The organism is Luteolibacter algae, assembly GCF_042683045.1.
GTDB classification, from domain to species: domain Bacteria; phylum Verrucomicrobiota; class Verrucomicrobiia; order Verrucomicrobiales; family Akkermansiaceae; genus Luteolibacter; species Luteolibacter algae.
Genome location: NZ_JBHUIT010000020.1, coordinates 1 through 17,449, shown reverse-complemented (window position 1 = coordinate 17,449; position 17,449 = coordinate 1). Strand labels below are relative to the sequence as shown.

At 52.6% G+C, this 17,449-nt stretch carries 12 protein-coding genes, 1 tRNA gene and 1 pseudogene; 6 read left to right on the top strand and 8 right to left on the bottom strand.

The window, feature by feature from the left end:
• Positions 1–66: 66 nt before the first annotated feature.
• From ACFSSA_RS10845 to ACFSSA_RS10815, 7 genes and pseudogenes are all read right to left on the bottom strand, one after another.
• Entirely contained in the window at positions 67–795 is a 729-nt protein-coding gene (locus tag ACFSSA_RS10845; RefSeq protein ID WP_386820469.1) for a DEAD/DEAH box helicase, read from the bottom strand.
• A gap of 1 nt (position 796) precedes the next feature.
• Positions 797–1,753, bottom strand: a complete 957-nt coding sequence (locus tag ACFSSA_RS10840) for a HamA C-terminal domain-containing protein (RefSeq protein WP_465262945.1) — start codon at positions 1,751–1,753, stop codon at positions 797–799.
• 53 nt (positions 1,754–1,806) lie between these two features.
• Positions 1,807–2,013: pseudogene (locus ACFSSA_RS10835) on the bottom strand (restriction endonuclease subunit S); the annotation flags it as partial.
• A gap of 125 nt (positions 2,014–2,138) precedes the next feature.
• Complete coding sequence (locus tag ACFSSA_RS10830; RefSeq protein WP_386820467.1) at positions 2,139–2,453, bottom strand: nucleotidyltransferase domain-containing protein; 315 nt, start codon at positions 2,451–2,453, stop codon at positions 2,139–2,141.
• The gene (locus ACFSSA_RS10825; protein ID WP_386820466.1) at positions 2,450–2,872 is read right to left on the bottom strand and encodes an HI0074 family nucleotidyltransferase substrate-binding subunit; all 423 of its coding nucleotides are present in this window, start codon (positions 2,870–2,872) and stop codon (positions 2,450–2,452) included. Before ACFSSA_RS10825 ends, ACFSSA_RS10830 begins: the two co-directional genes overlap by 4 nt.
• A 455-nt stretch (positions 2,873–3,327) precedes the next feature.
• Positions 3,328–3,402: transfer RNA gene (locus ACFSSA_RS10820), tRNA-Thr, on the bottom strand.
• A gap of 90 nt (positions 3,403–3,492) precedes the next feature.
• Positions 3,493–9,210, bottom strand: coding sequence for an alpha-2-macroglobulin family protein (locus tag ACFSSA_RS10815; RefSeq protein ID WP_386820465.1), 5,718 nt, complete (start codon positions 9,208–9,210; stop codon positions 3,493–3,495).
• Positions 9,211–9,395: 185 nt separating this feature from the next.
• Here ACFSSA_RS10815 and ACFSSA_RS10810 point away from each other — a divergent pair, with 185 nt between their 5' ends.
• The 6 genes from ACFSSA_RS10810 to ACFSSA_RS10785 all read left to right on the top strand — a co-directional run bounded on the left by ACFSSA_RS10810 (position 9,396) and on the right by ACFSSA_RS10785 (position 16,917).
• The gene (locus tag ACFSSA_RS10810) at positions 9,396–10,328 is read left to right on the top strand and encodes an alpha/beta fold hydrolase (protein WP_386820464.1); all 933 of its coding nucleotides are present in this window, start codon (positions 9,396–9,398) and stop codon (positions 10,326–10,328) included.
• A gap of 130 nt (positions 10,329–10,458) precedes the next feature.
• The gene (rpmB, locus tag ACFSSA_RS10805; RefSeq protein WP_386820463.1) at positions 10,459–10,725 is read left to right on the top strand and encodes a 50S ribosomal protein L28; all 267 of its coding nucleotides are present in this window, start codon (positions 10,459–10,461) and stop codon (positions 10,723–10,725) included.
• An 8-nt stretch (positions 10,726–10,733) separates the two neighbouring features.
• Positions 10,734–12,023 carry a diaminopimelate decarboxylase gene (lysA, locus tag ACFSSA_RS10800; RefSeq protein WP_386820462.1) on the top strand — a complete coding sequence of 430 codons (1,290 nt, stop codon included), beginning with the start codon at positions 10,734–10,736 and terminating at the stop codon, positions 12,021–12,023.
• A 128-nt stretch (positions 12,024–12,151) separates the two neighbouring features.
• On the top strand, positions 12,152–13,042 hold the full coding sequence (locus ACFSSA_RS10795; protein ID WP_386820461.1) for a VPGUxxT family thioredoxin-like (seleno)protein, type 2: 891 nt from the start codon (positions 12,152–12,154) through the stop codon (positions 13,040–13,042).
• 137 nt (positions 13,043–13,179) lie between these two features.
• Complete coding sequence (thrS, locus tag ACFSSA_RS10790) at positions 13,180–15,054, top strand: threonine--tRNA ligase (RefSeq protein ID WP_386820460.1); 1,875 nt, start codon at positions 13,180–13,182, stop codon at positions 15,052–15,054.
• Between the two features lie 822 nt (positions 15,055–15,876).
• The gene (locus ACFSSA_RS10785) at positions 15,877–16,917 is read left to right on the top strand and encodes a DNA cytosine methyltransferase (protein ID WP_386820459.1); all 1,041 of its coding nucleotides are present in this window, start codon (positions 15,877–15,879) and stop codon (positions 16,915–16,917) included.
• Here the strand turns inward: ACFSSA_RS10785 and ACFSSA_RS10780 are convergent.
• The gene (locus ACFSSA_RS10780) at positions 16,901–17,308 is read right to left on the bottom strand and encodes a hypothetical protein (protein ID WP_386820458.1); all 408 of its coding nucleotides are present in this window, start codon (positions 17,306–17,308) and stop codon (positions 16,901–16,903) included. The two genes, ACFSSA_RS10785 and ACFSSA_RS10780, sit on opposite strands and share 17 nt — an antisense overlap.
• Positions 17,309–17,449 lie beyond the last annotated feature (141 nt).

Here is a 17,449-nt window from a genome sequence, read left to right as displayed (position 1 = left end):
CCGCCCCTCTCCTTAGACAAACACCAGCCACGTTAGCTCTAGTTTAGAACTGTCCAGAAAATGGGGTCAGGCCAGATTTTCGGCTAAAGACGAAATATTTGGCGCCAAATAGTAGCGCTGTTTGGAGATCCGACCCAATTTCAATATTGCACGAAGTAGAGCCGGAGAGCGATTCTTATCAAATTCGGAACTTGCCTTGTAAAATTCATCGACAACCAGAATATCTAAATTTTCAAGGACATCAGCGTACGCAACTGCACGCTCTTGAGGAAATATAAACAAGTTTTTATCCGCCAACGTCGCTCCTGTTGTTGTTATCACTTTATATTCACGCCCAAATTTCCTATGAAGTCTTCGTCTAACTTCATCCATCAGCGCAATCGTAGGGACGATGATCATCGCGTTCATCGGTTTTTTCGTCGCGATAAACGCGTCGACAATAAAAGATTTACCAAAACTAGTTGGCGCGCTGACCGCAATACTCTCTCCAGCGAGAAGTCTTCGCAAAACATCTGACTGTTCACGGTGCAACACGCGCTCTTCCTTATCGCCAGCATCAACCTTAAATGCCTCAGAAAGAAACCTCTCTTGCCAAGACGAGGTATCTTCATCTAAATATGGATAAAGCCCAGTATCTCTTATCAACTGGTTAAGATAAGGAGGATGCTTAAATTCATTTCTAAAATGGTAGTCCACTAGCTGTATTAACTTATTACGAGCTTCTCGTTCGCTACCCGCCCTCAGAAAATCATTAATCTCTGAGCACTCAGAAAATGTATCGATGTTTGTTTCCATTTTACTCGGCGTCGTTTGAGTTACCTTCCTGCTGGTGAAAAGTCGCTTTAGTTAGGAATCGCCTAACAATTGAATCCTTTTTCGGAACGGGGAAAAGAATCAGATGAAACATAATTTTCTGATATTTGTAGACAGTAGAAGACAATGCTTTGAGTTGCTTAGAAAAATATGAGTTTGCTCTATCGAGATGGAAGGTCTTCAGACCCTCTAAATACTCATCCGAAAGCTCCGTGACTCCCTGAGTTATCTCGCACTCATGAAGCAGGAGTATAGGGATGTGAAGTTTTTGCTTCACCCCATCTAAGGGCGAATCAGATGAAAGCTCTTCACGTATTTTTTTACATAGATCCACATTGGCTACGCATTTATCTAGATCCTGAAGATTAGTTATTATCGCGTTGTCTTTCTTGATCTTTAGCGTGCTCACCGTGTCCTCGACTGATTCTACAATTTTGTCCAATCTCGCATTTTTAATAGAATTATAGAATTTTGCTTCTCCTAGCCAGATAGTATAATCATCCACTGTCGCGACAATATGGACACTGTCAGCCCCCTTCACATTATCCTGGCTATTTTGTTTGTAGAATATCTTGGGAACTACAGGCAGCGCACCGAAATGATGGTGCATGATCGCATAAAGTGCAATTTCCGCTAGCTCACTGCCCTTTCCAGGATCATCTCCCTCAATATCGGTTAAGCGTAAATTCTTAGCAGCCTCTACCAGTTGAGAATTACTCCGTGTGCCCAATGCCTCTCTTTCTCGCGCAGATAGCGCAGTCAGAGCAATATTATCCCATATAAAATTGTGAAACTTTGATTGCCTCCACTTTCCATCTTCGAAATCGTTATACATGCACAAAAGATGTTTATTTTCAGACGGATTTACCAAACAGCCGGATAGTGATGCCAAACAATCGTCAATGAGGACGTCAAAAATTAGTGTAGGAGTGTGACTCATTGTATTTGGGCTACTGCTAGTTCTCCAGAGATGAGTTTCGGGAGGAGGGTGTCGCGGTCGGCGAGTTCGTCGGGAATGGGACTGCCGTTGGCGAGGGCATTGTCGATCACCGGGTCAAAGTCCACAAACCAGCTTTTGAAGAGCGCCTGCGCCATCCCTTCCAGCGTCGCATTCATCTGCCGATTCAACTCAACCTTGTCATCCAAGCTGCCCCGGTTGTGAGCGATCGCTTCTTGCTCGGAGAGAGGCGGGACATCGATGTCCGTGATGTGGCCAGCTGACCTCATTGTCGAAGGGATTGGAGAGCCCTCCCGATTCTTCCGAATCCCCTCATCCACCTTCGCCGACTCTTCCATCTGCGCGTAAAGCGTTTGATTCCTTACAATCATGCTGCACCTCCCGTTTCCAATTCCCATGGCTTTCCATGTTGCCTGACGTGCTCCATCAGTTCGGAGCTGGTGACGGTTTTCATTCTTATGAGATCCACTCTATAGGGGATGGATAGCTGTTCCATTTCAGCGGTGATCCGAGCTTGGTCGCGCAGAGTTAGGTCGCCGTATAAGGCGAGATCGATGTCGCTGGTATGGGTAAAGGTGCCCATGGCCCGCGAGCCAAACAAGACGATGCGTTCGATTTTAGGATGTTGTTTCAACACCTCTAGGATCGCATTGCGCGACTTGTCATTTAACCCGTCGTTCACGATTTGATGGCTCTTTTTTCCAGGGTTTTCAGGAGGCGGTGGAGCATGGGCTGGAATTGGCTTTCGATCAGCTCGAGAGCCTCCAGCATGACCTCTTCTTCATAGGTATGTGTGAGTAGGTTGCGCTTTACCAAGGCATCAAGCGCTGTCTCGGTATCGTCCTCGTTGAGATACTCGGTCACGAATGCCTGCCGGATGACTTCGCGGGGTGATTTCACATCAAAGCCCTCGTAAAAGAGGAGATCTTTCAATACTTTCCAAGCCAGCTCAAAGGTGTATTCAAAGCGCTGGATCACACCCTCCTGCTCGAGGCGGTTGAGAACTTTAGAACCATCGATGAGCGCCTCGGAAAGCCTCTGCTCTGCCTTGGCAAATTGTTGGAGCCGCTGCTTCCAACGGATAGGGTCGGTATTGCTCATGACTGACTTGTAGTAAAAAAGGTGGGTAACGGATAGTGAAAGCGAGATTCAGGATTGGATCGGGTTCCAAATTCCGCTCGTTGACCCCGGCGGCTGATCATGGTGCCCATCTTGCGGGCATTGATAAAGAGGTTTCGCCGGGGCGGATTTTTTGGCGGGCATGTCGGAATCTGAGGAAATCGTGAGGGGGAGAACCGAAATGTATATAAAACGAAAAATGGTGCTATATAAAAATCAGGAAAAATCCTTGTGATAGCATTATCGGAAAAGCCAGCCATCGGGAACCGCAAAACATCGCCGAATCCTCCCAACTGCGGAGAAAAGCTATCGCGAATCGCATAAGAAAGAAGCATTTCCTGAGAGCCTCACGGAATATGCATTTCCGGCAAAATCACTGGGAAAAACGCCATCCAAAAGAGCGCCCGGATACCATAGAAGATGGGCTTTAATCAACATGGAGCCGCTGGTCGGATTTGAACCGACGACCTATTCATTACGAATGAATTGCTCTACCCCTGAGCTACAGCGGCACTGAGTTGCGAGTGCTGGATGGAAGGAAGCAAACCGCTTGCCGGGCGGCAAGCGGAAAGATTGCGCCGCGAGCGTGCGGCAAAGCTTTTTTACTTTGCGCTGAAGGTCTGGCTCGCGGAGAGGGCGAAGTTTTCCGGCTCATACATGGATTCCACTTTTGCCGGTGGCGTATTGACGTCTCCGGCGATCGTGCAGCGGGCCAGGTAGGTGAGCTTGTAGGTGCCTTTTTTCCAGACATGATCCATGAAGAACACCGCCCGATCCGAGCGCAGCTCCGAGTGCGAGACACTCCAATCATCCTCACTGGTGCGGATGCTTTGGGCGCTGGTTTGTGAGGAGAACTCCGAATTCACCGTCTCGAAAATCGACGGGAGCGGATCCTCCACAATCAGATAGCGGCTGTCATCGCGCGGCAGGGTGACCTGCAGGGTCACGCGGATGAGATCGCCCAATGCGGGGTTTTTCAGGACTTCCGTCTGTCCATTGGAGAGGACTTTCTCGTAGAAGCGCTCAATCGAGAGCCCATTTTTCGCGACAGCAGCCAGCGGAGCAATCGGGGGTTTTCCGGCGACTTTCATTCTGAGGAAAACGGGAGCCGAGGCTTTCAGCTCCATCATCGAAGAAGGAGTCAGCGGGATCGATACCGTCTGGGCGGGATTTTCCCTAGAGAGCTGGATCGTGCGTTCGCCATCGGCGGTCCGCAGGGAGAGCTGGATCTCTTTTGCATCGTGCTGGCGGGCGGCAGCGTATTGGGAGACGGCGTAAAGGCTCCAGCCATTCATCCAGGTATTGCGCCAGTGGCCGTATGGATTGCGATCGTTCAGGAGCTTATCGAGGGCTTTGTCACCAGCCTCCGAGCTGGGATCAATTGCCAGCAGAGCGATGAGTTTCGCGGCATCCGCGGCGAAATCCGGCCCCCAGTAATCCGGCTGATCCAGCTGGTGAAACTTCACCGGCGAGTCCAGAACTCCCTTCGCCACGCCGAGAACCTTCGGCCGCCCCTCCGAGCCAAGCGCGATGGAAGCCGCCAGCAGCGAGCGGGCACCGGCGGTCATGAACGGAAGTTTCTCCGTCATCAGTGCGTGATAGGAGGCCTGCGGCTGACCGAGCAGGGCCAGTGTGTAGAGCGTGCGGGCATGGTTTTCCAGCTCCGCCGAGGACTTGGATTCCCCCGCTCCGCGCAATGAGGCGATGAGGTATTGACTCGCTTTCTGTAATGAAGATGGCGGGACGCTGGCCCCGTTTTGCGAAGCGAGGACCAGCGCCATGCTCGCGTAGGGAGTGACCCAGCCATTGGTCTCCGTGCTGCCCGGCCAGTAGCTGAAAGAGCCATCCGCCAGCTGCATGCCGAGCAGACGCGCCACGCCGACCTGAATGGCATCGGCGATTTTTTTATCCGATACACCCGAAAACGCCGGGACATAGGGGCGAAGGTTTTTCACAGCGAACCACGGCATCATCGCAGAGCTCGTCTGCTCCGCGCAGCCATACGGATAGGTCAGCAAATATTCCACGGAAGACGCGATATTCACGAGCGGCGAGCTTGCGAGATCCAGCTCGACCGAGCCGGTCGCGGAGGAAAGATTTTCATCCAGTAGTGAACGAAGGTCCTCCGTGCCGCCGGGAAGGCGCCGGGATACCAGCTGGCGCAGCAGTGGCATCGGGAAATTCGAGATGAAGGTCTCACTGACCGCGTCCGAAAGCGAGGCCTCCAGCTGCGGGGTGAGCCCGCCATCCGCCAGCGAGAGCGGACGGGCGCTGTAGGAGACACGAATCGTGCCGGTATCATTGATGCGCACTGGGAAAGTCAGCACCGCGGACCCGTCCGGATCCAGAGTGACACTTTGCCGCGGAGCACCTTCGAGCGTCGCGGACGACGTATTTTCACCATCGGCGGTGGAGCAGGTCACCTCCCAGGTGGCCGCACGGCCTGAGGCATTCTGCACCATGACCTGGGTGGTGACCAGATCTCCCTGATGGGCAAAGCGCGGGAGCTTCGGCTCCAGCATCAGCGGCTTTTTCACGACAAGCGCGGATTCCCCGTGACCAAAAGCTGCCCCGGAATGATGCGCCACCGCGATCACCCGATAGCGTGTGAGCGTATCCGGCAGAGTGAAGCTGTGGCTGAAGGAGCCATCGGCGGCAGTCACGACAGCAGGCGCCCACGCCGCGCATGGATCGAAGTTTTTGCGGAAAATTTCAGCGAGTTTATTCAGATCCCCACCGCCGCCGACAAAGAATCCTTTGTTACTGAAAACCCGCATATCGGCGTTTTCCGAAAGGAAGGAATGGAAGGACGTGCCGGCATCGATCGAAAGATCCCGTGGCTCGTAAAAATGGGCCATCGGGTCCGGGGTATCGTATCCCATCACCGCCAGCGTGCCCTCGTCCACCGCGTAGAGGGTGACCTCCGCACCGGCCGCCGGAGTGCCGTCCGCGAGAGTAACCCGCCCACTGACGGTTGCTTCCGTAGCCGGGCGATAGCTTTCCCCAGCGGGATTCAGCTGGACGGCGAGGCGATCCCGCACGTTTTTCACCGTAAGCTCACAGTAGCCCAGCCGGAGCTGTGGCTCCTTGATCTCGCGGGCGGATTCAGCCGCGCCTTTGACGATCAAAACAGAGACGTAGGCATTCGGCGCGTGATCGTCGCTGAGCGATATTTCGATCACCGGATTCTCCGCTTTGATTTCCGTCAGGTAGGAGCTGAGCACCTTTTCCCGCTCTACCGTGACCAGCGCGGTGCCTTCGATCGGCGAGAGCACCAACACACGGGCGGTTTCTCCGGGCAGGTAGGATTTCTTTTCAGAAACGAGTTTTATCCGCATCCCGTCCTCATATTTCCACGGATATTCCTCGGCACCGTAGACGTGGAAGCGGATCACGGTGGCAAACTCACGCCCCGCTGCATCCCTGCCTTTCACGGTGAGAAAATGCAGCCCGATATTTGCCGGGGTGACGGGAAAGGTAAGCCCCTCGCCTGCCGAATCCGCCGCAGAAACCACAACTTCCTTCGTAGCAACCACTTCCTCGCTTCGTTCGCTTTCCGTCACAGTATCGCCATCCGCATTGGTGACTTTTGTGTGGGTGTGAACCTCCCGGGAAAGCACAACGCTCAGCGGGATATCCACCTCCGCAGGCTCGCCCGCGGCATCCGTCACGACTAGCCGAAACGGCACCTCCCCGCCGACGCGGACCAATCGATCCAGGCGAGAGATACCTGCATAGTAGTCCGCCGGATGCACCGTCACCGTGGATTGCGCCGTGAGTGTCTGATGGTTCGCATCCGTGACCTCGGTAGCGATGCTGACTTCCTGTGCGCTCGGGAAATCCCCGGCCGGGATTTTCACGGAAAGCTCTGCGAAGCCCTGATTCGAAAGCACCTGATCGCTCTCGAAAGATGTGCCTGTCACCTCGTTGTCCGCGTCATCGTCACGATAGCCAAAGTAATTATACCAGTAGCGCCAGTCATCGACCCGATGATCGCCGAAGAGGTAGTCCCGGAAACGTTCCGGATAAGGATTGACGGCTGTGACTTCGCTGAAAGTCGATGCTGCACCGGCAGCGACCGGCAGGCCCTGGTAATAAGTCGCTGTGAGCTTCGCGGTGAGCTCCCGCGCACCTACCGCTGGTGGGTCGATCTTTTGAGCAAGCTCGAAAGCGTTCCGGCGGAACTCCTCGACTTTTAGGTCCAGGCTAAAGCTGGCACTGCTTTCCAGAGCTGCCTGTTTTTCCCAGTCCTTGATGTTTTTGGCCAGCTCGAGATCCTCCGGAAACTCCAGCCGAATGATATGATCGCCCGTTTGTGAATCAGGAAGCCGGTAAGTCAAATCGAAGGAGCCGAGCTCGGAAATCTCCACCGCCTGGGTGAAAATTTCCTTTTCCGTGGGATCGATGATGGCGATGCGGGCAGGTGCTTTTTTCGAGTGCGCGATGGCATTTCCCAATTGATTGCGGACGATGCCTTTGATGCGGACCTTCTCGCCCGGCCGGTAGAGTGACCGATCTGTGAACATGAAGGCACGGCGGGTCTCCGGGAGAGCCTTCATCCATGAATATCGCACGGGAAAGTGCCACATCCCGACACGATCCAGGCTACGATCAAAAGCGACCGTGTAGGCATCTCCGCCCAGCGTTGCCTGGAGGTGGCGGACAGCCTCTCCGCGGGTAACATCCGCCAGGCCATTTTCATCTGTGAGGACTTCTCCCAATACCTCCGCATCCTCGCCGAAAAGACGGATTTTTACTTGGTCCAGCGGCTTCCCGGAATCACAGGAAAACGCGAAAAGCAGAGCAGACTCATCGGAGAATTTCCATGCCAGACCAATGTCCGTGAGCTGAATGACCGCCTGGGAATTGAGCTGCCCCGAAGCACCCGAATCCGGATGGGGAACACCGATGACATCCAGGAAAAAGGTCGCGTAGCGCTGATCCGCCGGAAGTAGCTCATCCCAGGAGAGATGTAGCTTCCGCCCGGTATCCACCGCATTATCCAGAGGGATTTCTTTTTCGACCACCGTCTCGCCGGGAACCAATGAATACGGGATGACAGAGGTGGGAGAAATATCCGTGTAATCCGGCCCCCTCCCGGAGTAATTACGATAACCCTGGTAGGTCCGTATCAAGCCTTTTCCGGAAAGCATTTTGATCCTTACTTTCACTGCGGACAAGCTCACCGTGTTGAGTTCATATTCACGCCGGCCAAGCGCCAGCTGTGCCTCATCTCCGGATGGAAGTGCTAGCTCCGGCTCCAGCCGCTCAAACTTCACCTCGCTCGTGGCCGATTTGTTCAGCAGCTGTTTTTCCACGGATTCCAGGCCGCTTGCAACCATCACCACATACCGATCCGCCTGCGAGAAATCCCCGGTGATTATCAAGCTCTTTCCATCCACCTCCAGCGCCATATTCCCGGGCTCCGGCACCACATTGATCACTCCGCCGGGAAAAGCCTCCGGCAGTCCCTGATTGAAACGAATGGTAATCTGCCGCGGCGTATCCACTTCGACATCGGCACTGATTTTGCTCACCTGAAAGGGCTCCACCTCGCCAATTTGATACGAGACATCGCTGGCCAGGCGTGCAGCGCCACTTGCATTCGGCAGCCCGGCGAGCATGCGGAGCTCCCATTTTTTCGCCACCGGCAGCGGCGAAACCGGAGCCACGATGACGATATTCTTCAACACACTTTCAGGAGCCATCTCTTCGCGTTGTTTCTCAGGATCCGCATAGTTTTTCCATGTCAGATAACTTGTCCGGAAATACCCCGCATCATCCGCTGTGGCGTATCTCAACTGTGGCGCGATCTGCTGATTGCGCTCCGACCGGAAACTGAAGAAGGCTCCGAGCGAGGAGAGATCCACCTCATCATTGAAAACGATCATCCAGCTCCCGGTGGCCGCGGAGTAATCGCTCGCCCAGCGGTTCGGGCTCCGGGCAGTATGGATGCGGAAGTCTTCGGTGGAAACTTTTGCGAAAGGGCCGGGCTCCACCGCGCTGCCATCCAGATGTTTCAGCCCAGCGTTGGCGGAAAACGAATACTCGGTGCCGATCTGGACGAGCTCCTGCGCGCGCACCCCGGCGATTCCCGGTGCCTTCCAAAACAACTTGCAGGAAAGCGGCGGAGAAATCGTGATCAAGTTATTATCCACCTCTTTGCCGAGTTGCTCCCGGGTAACCATTGGCTGATCAAAGATCACATCGATCTCTGATCCCGGTAACAACGAGGGGGTGGAAACGACAAGGCGCGGAGCCGCATGCAACATATCGAAGAATAATAGAATTAGAAAAGGAATCAGATAGGTAACTTTCATGGCCGCGATGGATTTAAATCTTCCATGCCAGTCATAGACTTTTCCTAACCAATAGAAATTCAAAAAGATGTTTCTTAAGTAAAATCAATGTAAATCGCCCGATATGAACATTGGATCAACCGGTTGCCTGCGCTCTTGCATTGGTGGATGAAACGATGCAAATTCAAGCCGTGGTTCACCCTTCCATGAAGTTTCTCTTCTCCATCCTGCTCGGCCTGGTCCTTTCCGGCTGTGCCAACGATGTCTTTCTTGTAAGCAATCCAAAACCGGAGACCGCACAATCCGACACCTTCGGCTACCGGACCTGGCGCCGACAAGGCGTGGAGCCGGATGTCGTCATTATCGGCATCCACGGCTTTTGCGGCGCATCCGTGGATTATACCAACCTAGGTGAACATCTGGTAAAGCGACAACCGCTCACCGCACTATACGCCTACGAAGTCCGCGGACAGGGCAGCGATCCCATCAAGGAGCGCCGGGGAGACATCGGCAATCCGGAGCAATGGTATGCGGATCTCGAAGCCTTCACCCAGCTCGTGGAGGAGCGCCACCCGGAGGCAAAAATCATCTGGTATGGCGAAAGCATGGGCGCCTTGATCGCCACCCATGCGATCTGCTCCGCCCCCCAGGGCAATCCACCATGCGATGGCCTGGTCCTCTCCTCGCCAATCGTTCGCTTCAAAGACGATATCGAGCCATGGAAAGTCGCCTTGGTAAAAGTCGCCGCTGCCACCCTACCGCTCGCCAGAGTATCCCTGGACGCCATTTCGGGAGAACAGGATGTGCAAATGACCCAGGAATCCAACCATGGCGATCAGTCAAAAACGAACTCCTACAACATCGAGCAACACACACTCAGATTGCTCGGCACGCTGACAAACCTCATCGACGGAATGAACGGCTGTGCTGCAAAACTCGAAGTCCCGACCCTGATCCTCCACGGAGACAAAGACTACTTCAATAATGATTCAGATATGCGCGGCTTCGTCGCCCGCATCCCATCCGGAGTCTCCAAAACATATAAAAACTACCCGAACGCTTATCACCTGCTCATGTATGATGAAAAACGGGACAAAATTTTCCGTGACGTGGAAAAATGGCTCAACCGTCAGCGATAGGAGGGGAAAAACCGTATCTTCCCGGCCAATCCGAAGGATGACCCTATTAAAAACCGAACTTTCGTCCATTTCGTCTTGACGCATTCCGGTTGCCGGGCATTCTTCGCGCCCCGCTAACCAATTTTTTATCATGGCACGTATTTGTAGTATCAGAGGAACCCGCGTCCGCTCCGGCGGCAAAATTCACCGCTCCGGCTTGGCCAAGAAAAAAGGCGGTATCGGTCGTCACGTCACCAAGGTGACCAAGCGCACAGTCTCACCGAACCTTCAGAACAAGCGCATCTGGGTTCCAGAGCTAGGCAAGTTCGTCCGCATCAAGCTCAGCTGCCGCGCACTTAAGACCATCAACAAGAATGGTGCTTACGTGACTCTCAAAAAGGCAGGCCTCGTCAAGTAACTCCGGCAATGCACGGCTTTTCCTACAAAAACGGAGAGCTTTACTGCGAAAACGTATCCCTGCAATCGCTTGCGGAGGAATACGGAACTCCCCTTTACGTTTATTCGGCGGGGACCATTACTGATCATTACACCCGCTTAGACAAAGCTCTATCGGGTGTTAATCATGAAGTGGCATATGCAGTAAAAGCCAATTCCAACCTTTCCGTTCTCCGGCTCCTGGCAACCAAAGGCGCAGGCTTCGACATCGTCTCCGGTGGCGAGCTTTTCCGCGTCATCAAAGCTGGCGGAGACCCGGCGCACTGCACTTTTGCAGGTGTGGGAAAAACCCGTGAAGAAATCATCTACGCTCTTGAGCAAGGAATCTACTCCTTCAATGTCGAGAGCGAAGAGGAGCTTCGTTATCTTAACGAAGTCGCCAAGGAACTGGGCAAAATTGCTCCAGCTGCGGTCCGCGTTAACCCGAATGTCGACGCGAAGACCCACAAATATATTTCCACAGGGAAGAGCGAAAACAAGTTTGGCGTGGACTTTGAGGCCATTGCCTCCCTCTACGACCGTGCCGCCACGGAACTGCCAAACATCAAGCTCCGCGGCCTTCAGATGCATATTGGCTCCCAGCTGACCTCGATCGATCCATTCATCGAAGCAGTCGAAAAGGTCATTCCGCTGGTCACCGCGCTCAAAGCCAAGCATGGCATTGAGTTCTGGTCCATCGGCGGCGGAATCGGCATCGTCTATCAAGATTCCTTGCAGTCGGGCACACCCGATTGGTGGGCCTCCAAAAACGAATCCGATCGCCCCCTCACCATCGAGAAATACGGTCAGGAGCTCGTTCCCCGCCTCAAGGACCTCGGACTGAAAATTCTCCTTGAGCCCGGACGCTACATTGTTGGCAACGCCGGTGTGCTCGTCACCCGCTGTCTCTACGAGAAAAAAGGTTCCGCAAAGACCTTCAAAATCGTCGATGCTGGCATGAACGATCTCATCCGCCCCGCTCTTTATGAAGGCCACCATGAGATTGTCCCGCTCACCGAGCCTACGGACGGACTCACGGCCAAAGTCGACGTAGTCGGCCCGATCTGCGAGAGCGGTGACTTTTTCTGTCAGGATAGAGAGCTGCCAGTCTTCAATCCCGGCGATCACATCGCACTGATGTCTGCCGGTGCCTATGGCTTTGTCATGGCATCCAATTACAACTCGCGCCGACTTCCTGCAGAAATTCTTGTGGAAGACGATGACGCAACCGTCATCCGCAGACGCCAGGATCTCGAGGACCTCATTGAGGGCGAGCTTTAGTCCGCTTCCTGCAAAAGTCTCTTTTGAAAAGCCAACCGTCGATCGGTTGGCTTTTTTTATGATCGCGACACCTACTCCTGATTTCCATTTTTACGGAATATCATGAACCCATCCCGGCTCATAGGTGAATGAAAGGCCTATTTCTCCTCGCTCTGACGACCTTGGTGCTTATGTCGTGCCAGACAAACGCGGAAAACCCGATCGAGGTTGGCACGGTAAAATGGGGTCGCGATCTACCTGCAGCGCTCGCCACCTCAAAACAGACAGGCAAACCCATTTTCCTGTTATTTCAGGAAGTTCCCGGCTGCGCGGGCTGCAAACAATTCGGCCGCGATGTCCTGTCCGATCCCTCTGTGGTGGAATCCATTGAAACGGATTTTATCCCTCTGCTGATCCACAACAACAAGGGCGGCAAAGATGCCGAAGTCTTAAGGCAATACAAGGAGCCGGCATGGAATTTCCAGGTTGTCCGGTTTCTCGATTCCACGGGAAAAGATCTAATCCCCCGTAAGGACAAAGTTTGGACAGCTGCAGAGCTCAAACCACGGATGGCTGCCGCTTTGAAAAAGGCAGGACAAGCGCAAGCTGCCGCACTACCCAGGAAGGCGAGAGTCGCCCTCTGTCAATATTGCTTCTGGACGGGCGAGATGAAAATCGGTGCCATCGAAGGAGTGTGCCGCACGGAAGCGGGATTCTTCGATGGCCGCGAGGTCACCCTTGTGGAATACGATCCCGCACGGACGAGCATCGAAGAAATTGTTTCCCAGGCAAAAGCCGCAGGCGTTGCCTCGGCGGTTTATCTTGATGATCCTTCACAATATCCAGGCTCGGAAAAGTTAAGCTCCTCATACCGTCCGGCGCCGCCCGGCGATCAGAAGCGCCAGCTTCAGGGAACGGCTTTCGCTAAGCTGAATCTGAGCCCCGAACAAGCCACCAAGGTCAATGCCTTTGCCAGAACAAACCCATCCAAAGCTCTGCAATATCTCACACCCGCGCAGCGGAAACAGCTTGCCCGCTGAACGACCATTTTCACGCCGCAGTCAGAAGTCTTTCAAGTTCCCAAAGAGGGAAAACCGTCCTCGACTCTGCAATATTTTCCGGTCGCCAATCACCCGCATTTGACTTTCCAGCCCATCCCTGCTTCAAAAGCCGTCCAATGTCCGACCGTAAGACCTTAGAAGAACGCCACCAGATGACTGACCTTGAGCGCGTGCGCCATTCCACGGCACACGTCATGGCCACCGCGATCCTCCGCATCTGGCCGGACGCTCAGTTTGCCTACGGTCCGCCAATCGAAAACGGGTTCTATTATGACTTCGAGATGGAGCACCGCATCACTCCGGACGATTTTGAAAAGATCGAGCTGGAGATGAAAAAGATCACCAAAGAGAATCAAAAGTTCGAATACAAGGCGATCTCCCGTGACGAGGCGAAGGCAATGGCGGAATCAGGTCGCCTCGGAGGGCTCAGCGAGCGCCCCGGCAACCCCTCCCGGTTCAAACTGGATCTCATCGACAAAATTCCGGAAGGAGAGCAGATCTCCTGCTTCCAGAACGGAGAATTCATAGATCTCTGCGCCGGCCCACACGTCGGCTACACCTCGAAGTGCAAGAACTTCAAGCTGATGTCCGTCTCTTCATCCTTCTACATGGGAGATGAGTCGAAAGGTCAGCTGCAACGCCTTTATGGAACTGCCTTCGAAAACAAGGACGCTTTGGAAGATCACTTGAATCGCCTTGAAGAAGCGAAAAAGCGGGATCATCGCCGCCTGGGCCGGGAACTGGGACTTTTCCACATCGACGAGGCCGTCGGCCAAGGACTCATCCTCTGGAAGCCGAAGGGTGCGCTCGTCCGCCGTGCTCTTCAGGAATTCATCACCCAAGAGCTGGATAAGCAGGGCTACTCCCAGGTCTTCACCCCACACATTGGAAAACTCGATCTCTACCGGACCTCCGGCCACTTTCCTTACTATCAGGAGAGCCAGTATCCGGCCATCGCCGAACGCGATACCCTCGAGAAGCTCGCCGATGAGGATGCGACCTGCGCCACTTTGCTCAACGGCCTCGAAACAGGAACCTACGAAGGTTACCTGCTCAAGCCGATGAACTGCCCGCACCACATCAAGATTTTTGCCAGCGATCACCATTCCTACCGCGATCTTCCGGTGCGTTTGGCGGAGTTCGGCACCGTTTACCGCTGGGAGCAATCCGGTGAGCTTGGCGGCATGACCCGCGTGCGCGGCTTCACCCAGGACGATGCCCATCTTTTCTGCACTCCCGACCAAGTCGCGGAAGAGGTTAAAGGTTGCCTGGATCTGGTGAAAAAAGTTCTCACCACACTTGGGATGAACGATTACCGGGTGCGTCTCTCCCTCCGCGATCCGGATAGCGATAAATACGTCGGCTCCCCGGAAAACTGGGATAAGGCGGAAGCAGCACTTCGCGAGGCGGTCATTCATCTTGGAGTCGACTACACCGAAGAGCTCGGCGAGGCAGCCTTCTATGGCCCCAAGATCGATTTCGTCGTGAAGGATGTCATCGGTCGTGACTGGCAGCTCGGCACTGTGCAGGTCGATTACAATCTACCTGTCCGCTTCAAGCTCTCCTACGTTGGCGCAGACAACCAGCCGCACGTGCCGGTCATGATCCACCGTGCCCCTTTCGGCTCGTTGGAACGTTTCACCGGTCTGCTTATTGAGCATTTCGAAGGAAAATTCCCGACATGGCTCGCTCCGGAACAAGTCCGTATCCTCCCGATTTCCGAAAAGACCCTCGACGAAGCAAATGCTCTCGCTGCCGAACTGGCAGACCTCGGTATCCGTTGCACCGTCGACCGCTCTTCGGACAAGGTCGGCGCGAAGATCCGCAACGCCCGCCTTGAACGTATCCCGAACATGGCCGTGCTCGGCCAGCGTGAAGTGGAGGAAGGCACCATTGCCGTCCGCGTCCGTGGTGAGGAAAAACCTATCATCAAGCCCCGCCAGCAATTCATCGACGATCTTCTTAAAGAAATCGCCGAACGCTCACTGTAAAGAATACTATATCTTGGTTTTCCATAGTATAAAATCTAAACTTCATTCATGCGCTTATCGCAGGATACTAATACCTTATCCTTTCCATATCCACCCTATCTGTTTTAGCATTTAGACTGGATAAATGAAGCAAATGAATTTTTCTCTTAATAATCCTAAAAGAAAATGTGCGAGCCACACAACCGCCGAATATTCCGCTGCACATCCTAATTAAAGGTAAAATACGACTCAAATTTTTTAATAAAAAATCAAAACTTAAAATAAGTCATTATAACTTTATTACTAGTATAGATATATTTCCGGCACGGATCATCCAGAAACACCTGCCCAGCCGTTCATATATTCCAAGCGCAACCTGCAAAAGACAAACCACTCGCTACACCATAGCTAAACTTAAGCAGCTCTACAATTCCGTCCCGCTCCCTTCCTTTTGAAGCGACCGAAGTTATCACCCGCGTCACCGACCAACGAATGACCTCTAAGCCACGCTCTTGCGAAATCTTCTCCCCCACCGCGCGAGAAACCTCGCTCAAGCTCTCACTCGGCGAATTCCCTTGTATAGTCTCCAGCCACTTCCTCTTCGAACCCTCCAATCTCCACGGTTACCAGATGTGTCGACACAGTCTTGACTCCTTCTCGGTAAGGTGTCTGGGTCCCAAATGAACTATTAAAAAATTAAGAAAAAACTATTCAAACCTTTTTGTTACATTAAAGTGCGCATATGGCGCACAGCAGATCAGGAAGAATGCTTGTGGATCTTGATCCAGCAATGAAAAATCAACTTTATCTTGCGTTAGCTACAGAAGGCTTGACCGTCAAAGATTGGGTTACTCGAGAAGCTCGAAAAATGGTGGGAACCACTGCAAAAAATCACCCCCAGCCCGACAAGAACGTCAATCTATTCAGAAATCATCTCCTACCGGAAAATTCAAAGTTGTTTCAATGTTTTCGGGCTGCGGCGGAATGGATCTAGGCTTTAAGGGAGGATTCTCAATTTTCAATAAGCGATATAAAAATCGACCTTTTGAAATAATTTGGGCCAATGATCTCAATCAAGCTGCCTGTCGTAGCTATAAGTTGAATTTGAAACACGAAATCAAGTGCGGAAATGTCTGGGATCTCGTAGATACTCTCCCCCCATCTACCGACGTAGTGATTGGAGGATTTCCGTGCCAAGATATTTCAATTAATGGGAAACAGGCAGGCGTTAATGGAGCAAGAAGCGGACTTTACCGGGCAATGCTTTTTGCTATCGACAAGTGCCAACCTAGAATTTTTGTCGCTGAAAATGTCAAAGGACTTCTGCATAAATCGAATAAAGAATCTCTTGACCAAGTTATTACCGACTTCAAATCACTTGGATATAAAGTGAGCTTCAAACTCTATAACGCAGCACTTTATGGCGTCCCGCAAGCGAGAGAACGTATCTTTATCATTGGCACCAAAAATCATCAATTTGATTTCGATCCCCCCAAGGAAATTTGTAATGCCACAAATTGGCTTACCGCAGAAGATGCTGTCCGCGACTTGGAAGAAGTTCCAGAACACGGAGTGAGTAATCATGTATGGAGCCGTGCTAACAAAAGTCCCGAGCAGGGAAGTAGAATTCTAAAACCAAATCGGCCAGCACAAACCATGAGAGCTGAATGCCACGGAAATATACAGTTTCATTACAGGCTTAATCGCCGCATCTCAATGAGAGAAGCCGCGCGTTTTCAATCTTTTCCAGATAGTTTTATATTTGACGCAAAATTGAGAGAAACTGAAAGGCAAATTGGAAATGCTGTCCCTCCCATCTTAGCTTGGCACATCGCAGGATCTGTTTATGATTTTTTAACACGGGAAATCACCGAAAAAGCGTAGCTGAAGGCGACCAGTCTTTGGCAAAGCTATCAGCCATGGAGAGCCAATGCTGCAGTTTGTCAGGAGGTAGCGATTCCAGATTCCAATACTCTAAAAATAGATGTGGCTCCAAATCATCCAGTGCAATCCTCATCTCAATTTCAATATCTTTAAGAGAACGTTCGACATAATTACCTCCTCGGGAACTATCTCTTTTTAGAGCAACGCTTCCCGCAGAAAACAAATCACGTGCTTGGGAACAAATTACTCCGTGAGCAGTAAGAATATATAGCACTGCCTCGTCGTATTTTCCTTTTGATTTAGAAGGCTTTACGATTTGAGGACACAAGATCGCAGCCTCCGCGCGAATTTGTCTTTTTAACTCCGAACTTAGAGATGTATAAAGACGCACTTGGAGCGGAAGAGAGTGTTGAGCTTCATTCGGATCGTTGATCCACCAAAGCTTCTCACCACTTTTAAGCCGTCCCCGTGGCCTGACCCCAGAAAATCGGACAGCTCCTTTTTAGAGTTCTTGTGGTAAAACCACTGAAAC

Excerpts from the sequence above, each read along its gene's own strand:
- ACFSSA_RS10795 (WP_386820461.1), top strand. The coding sequence starts at position 12,152 with ATGAAAGGCCTATTTCTCCTCGCTCTGACGACCTTGGTGCTTATGTCG.
- ACFSSA_RS10810 (WP_386820464.1), top strand. The coding sequence starts at position 9,396 with ATGAAGTTTCTCTTCTCCATCCTGCTCGGCCTGGTCCTTTCCGGCTGT.
- lysA (WP_386820462.1), top strand. The coding sequence starts at position 10,734 with ATGCACGGCTTTTCCTACAAAAACGGAGAGCTTTACTGCGAAAACGTA.
- thrS (WP_386820460.1), top strand. The coding sequence starts at position 13,180 with ATGTCCGACCGTAAGACCTTAGAAGAACGCCACCAGATGACTGACCTT.
- ACFSSA_RS10840 (WP_465262945.1), bottom strand. The coding sequence starts at position 1,753 with ATGAGTCACACTCCTACACTAATTTTTGACGTCCTCATTGACGATTGT.
- ACFSSA_RS10845 (WP_386820469.1), bottom strand. The coding sequence starts at position 795 with ATGGAAACAAACATCGATACATTTTCTGAGTGCTCAGAGATTAATGAT.
- ACFSSA_RS10825 (WP_386820466.1), bottom strand. The coding sequence starts at position 2,872 with ATGAGCAATACCGACCCTATCCGTTGGAAGCAGCGGCTCCAACAATTT.
- ACFSSA_RS10815 (WP_386820465.1), bottom strand. The coding sequence starts at position 9,210 with ATGAAAGTTACCTATCTGATTCCTTTTCTAATTCTATTATTCTTCGAT.
- rpmB (WP_386820463.1), top strand. The coding sequence starts at position 10,459 with ATGGCACGTATTTGTAGTATCAGAGGAACCCGCGTCCGCTCCGGCGGC.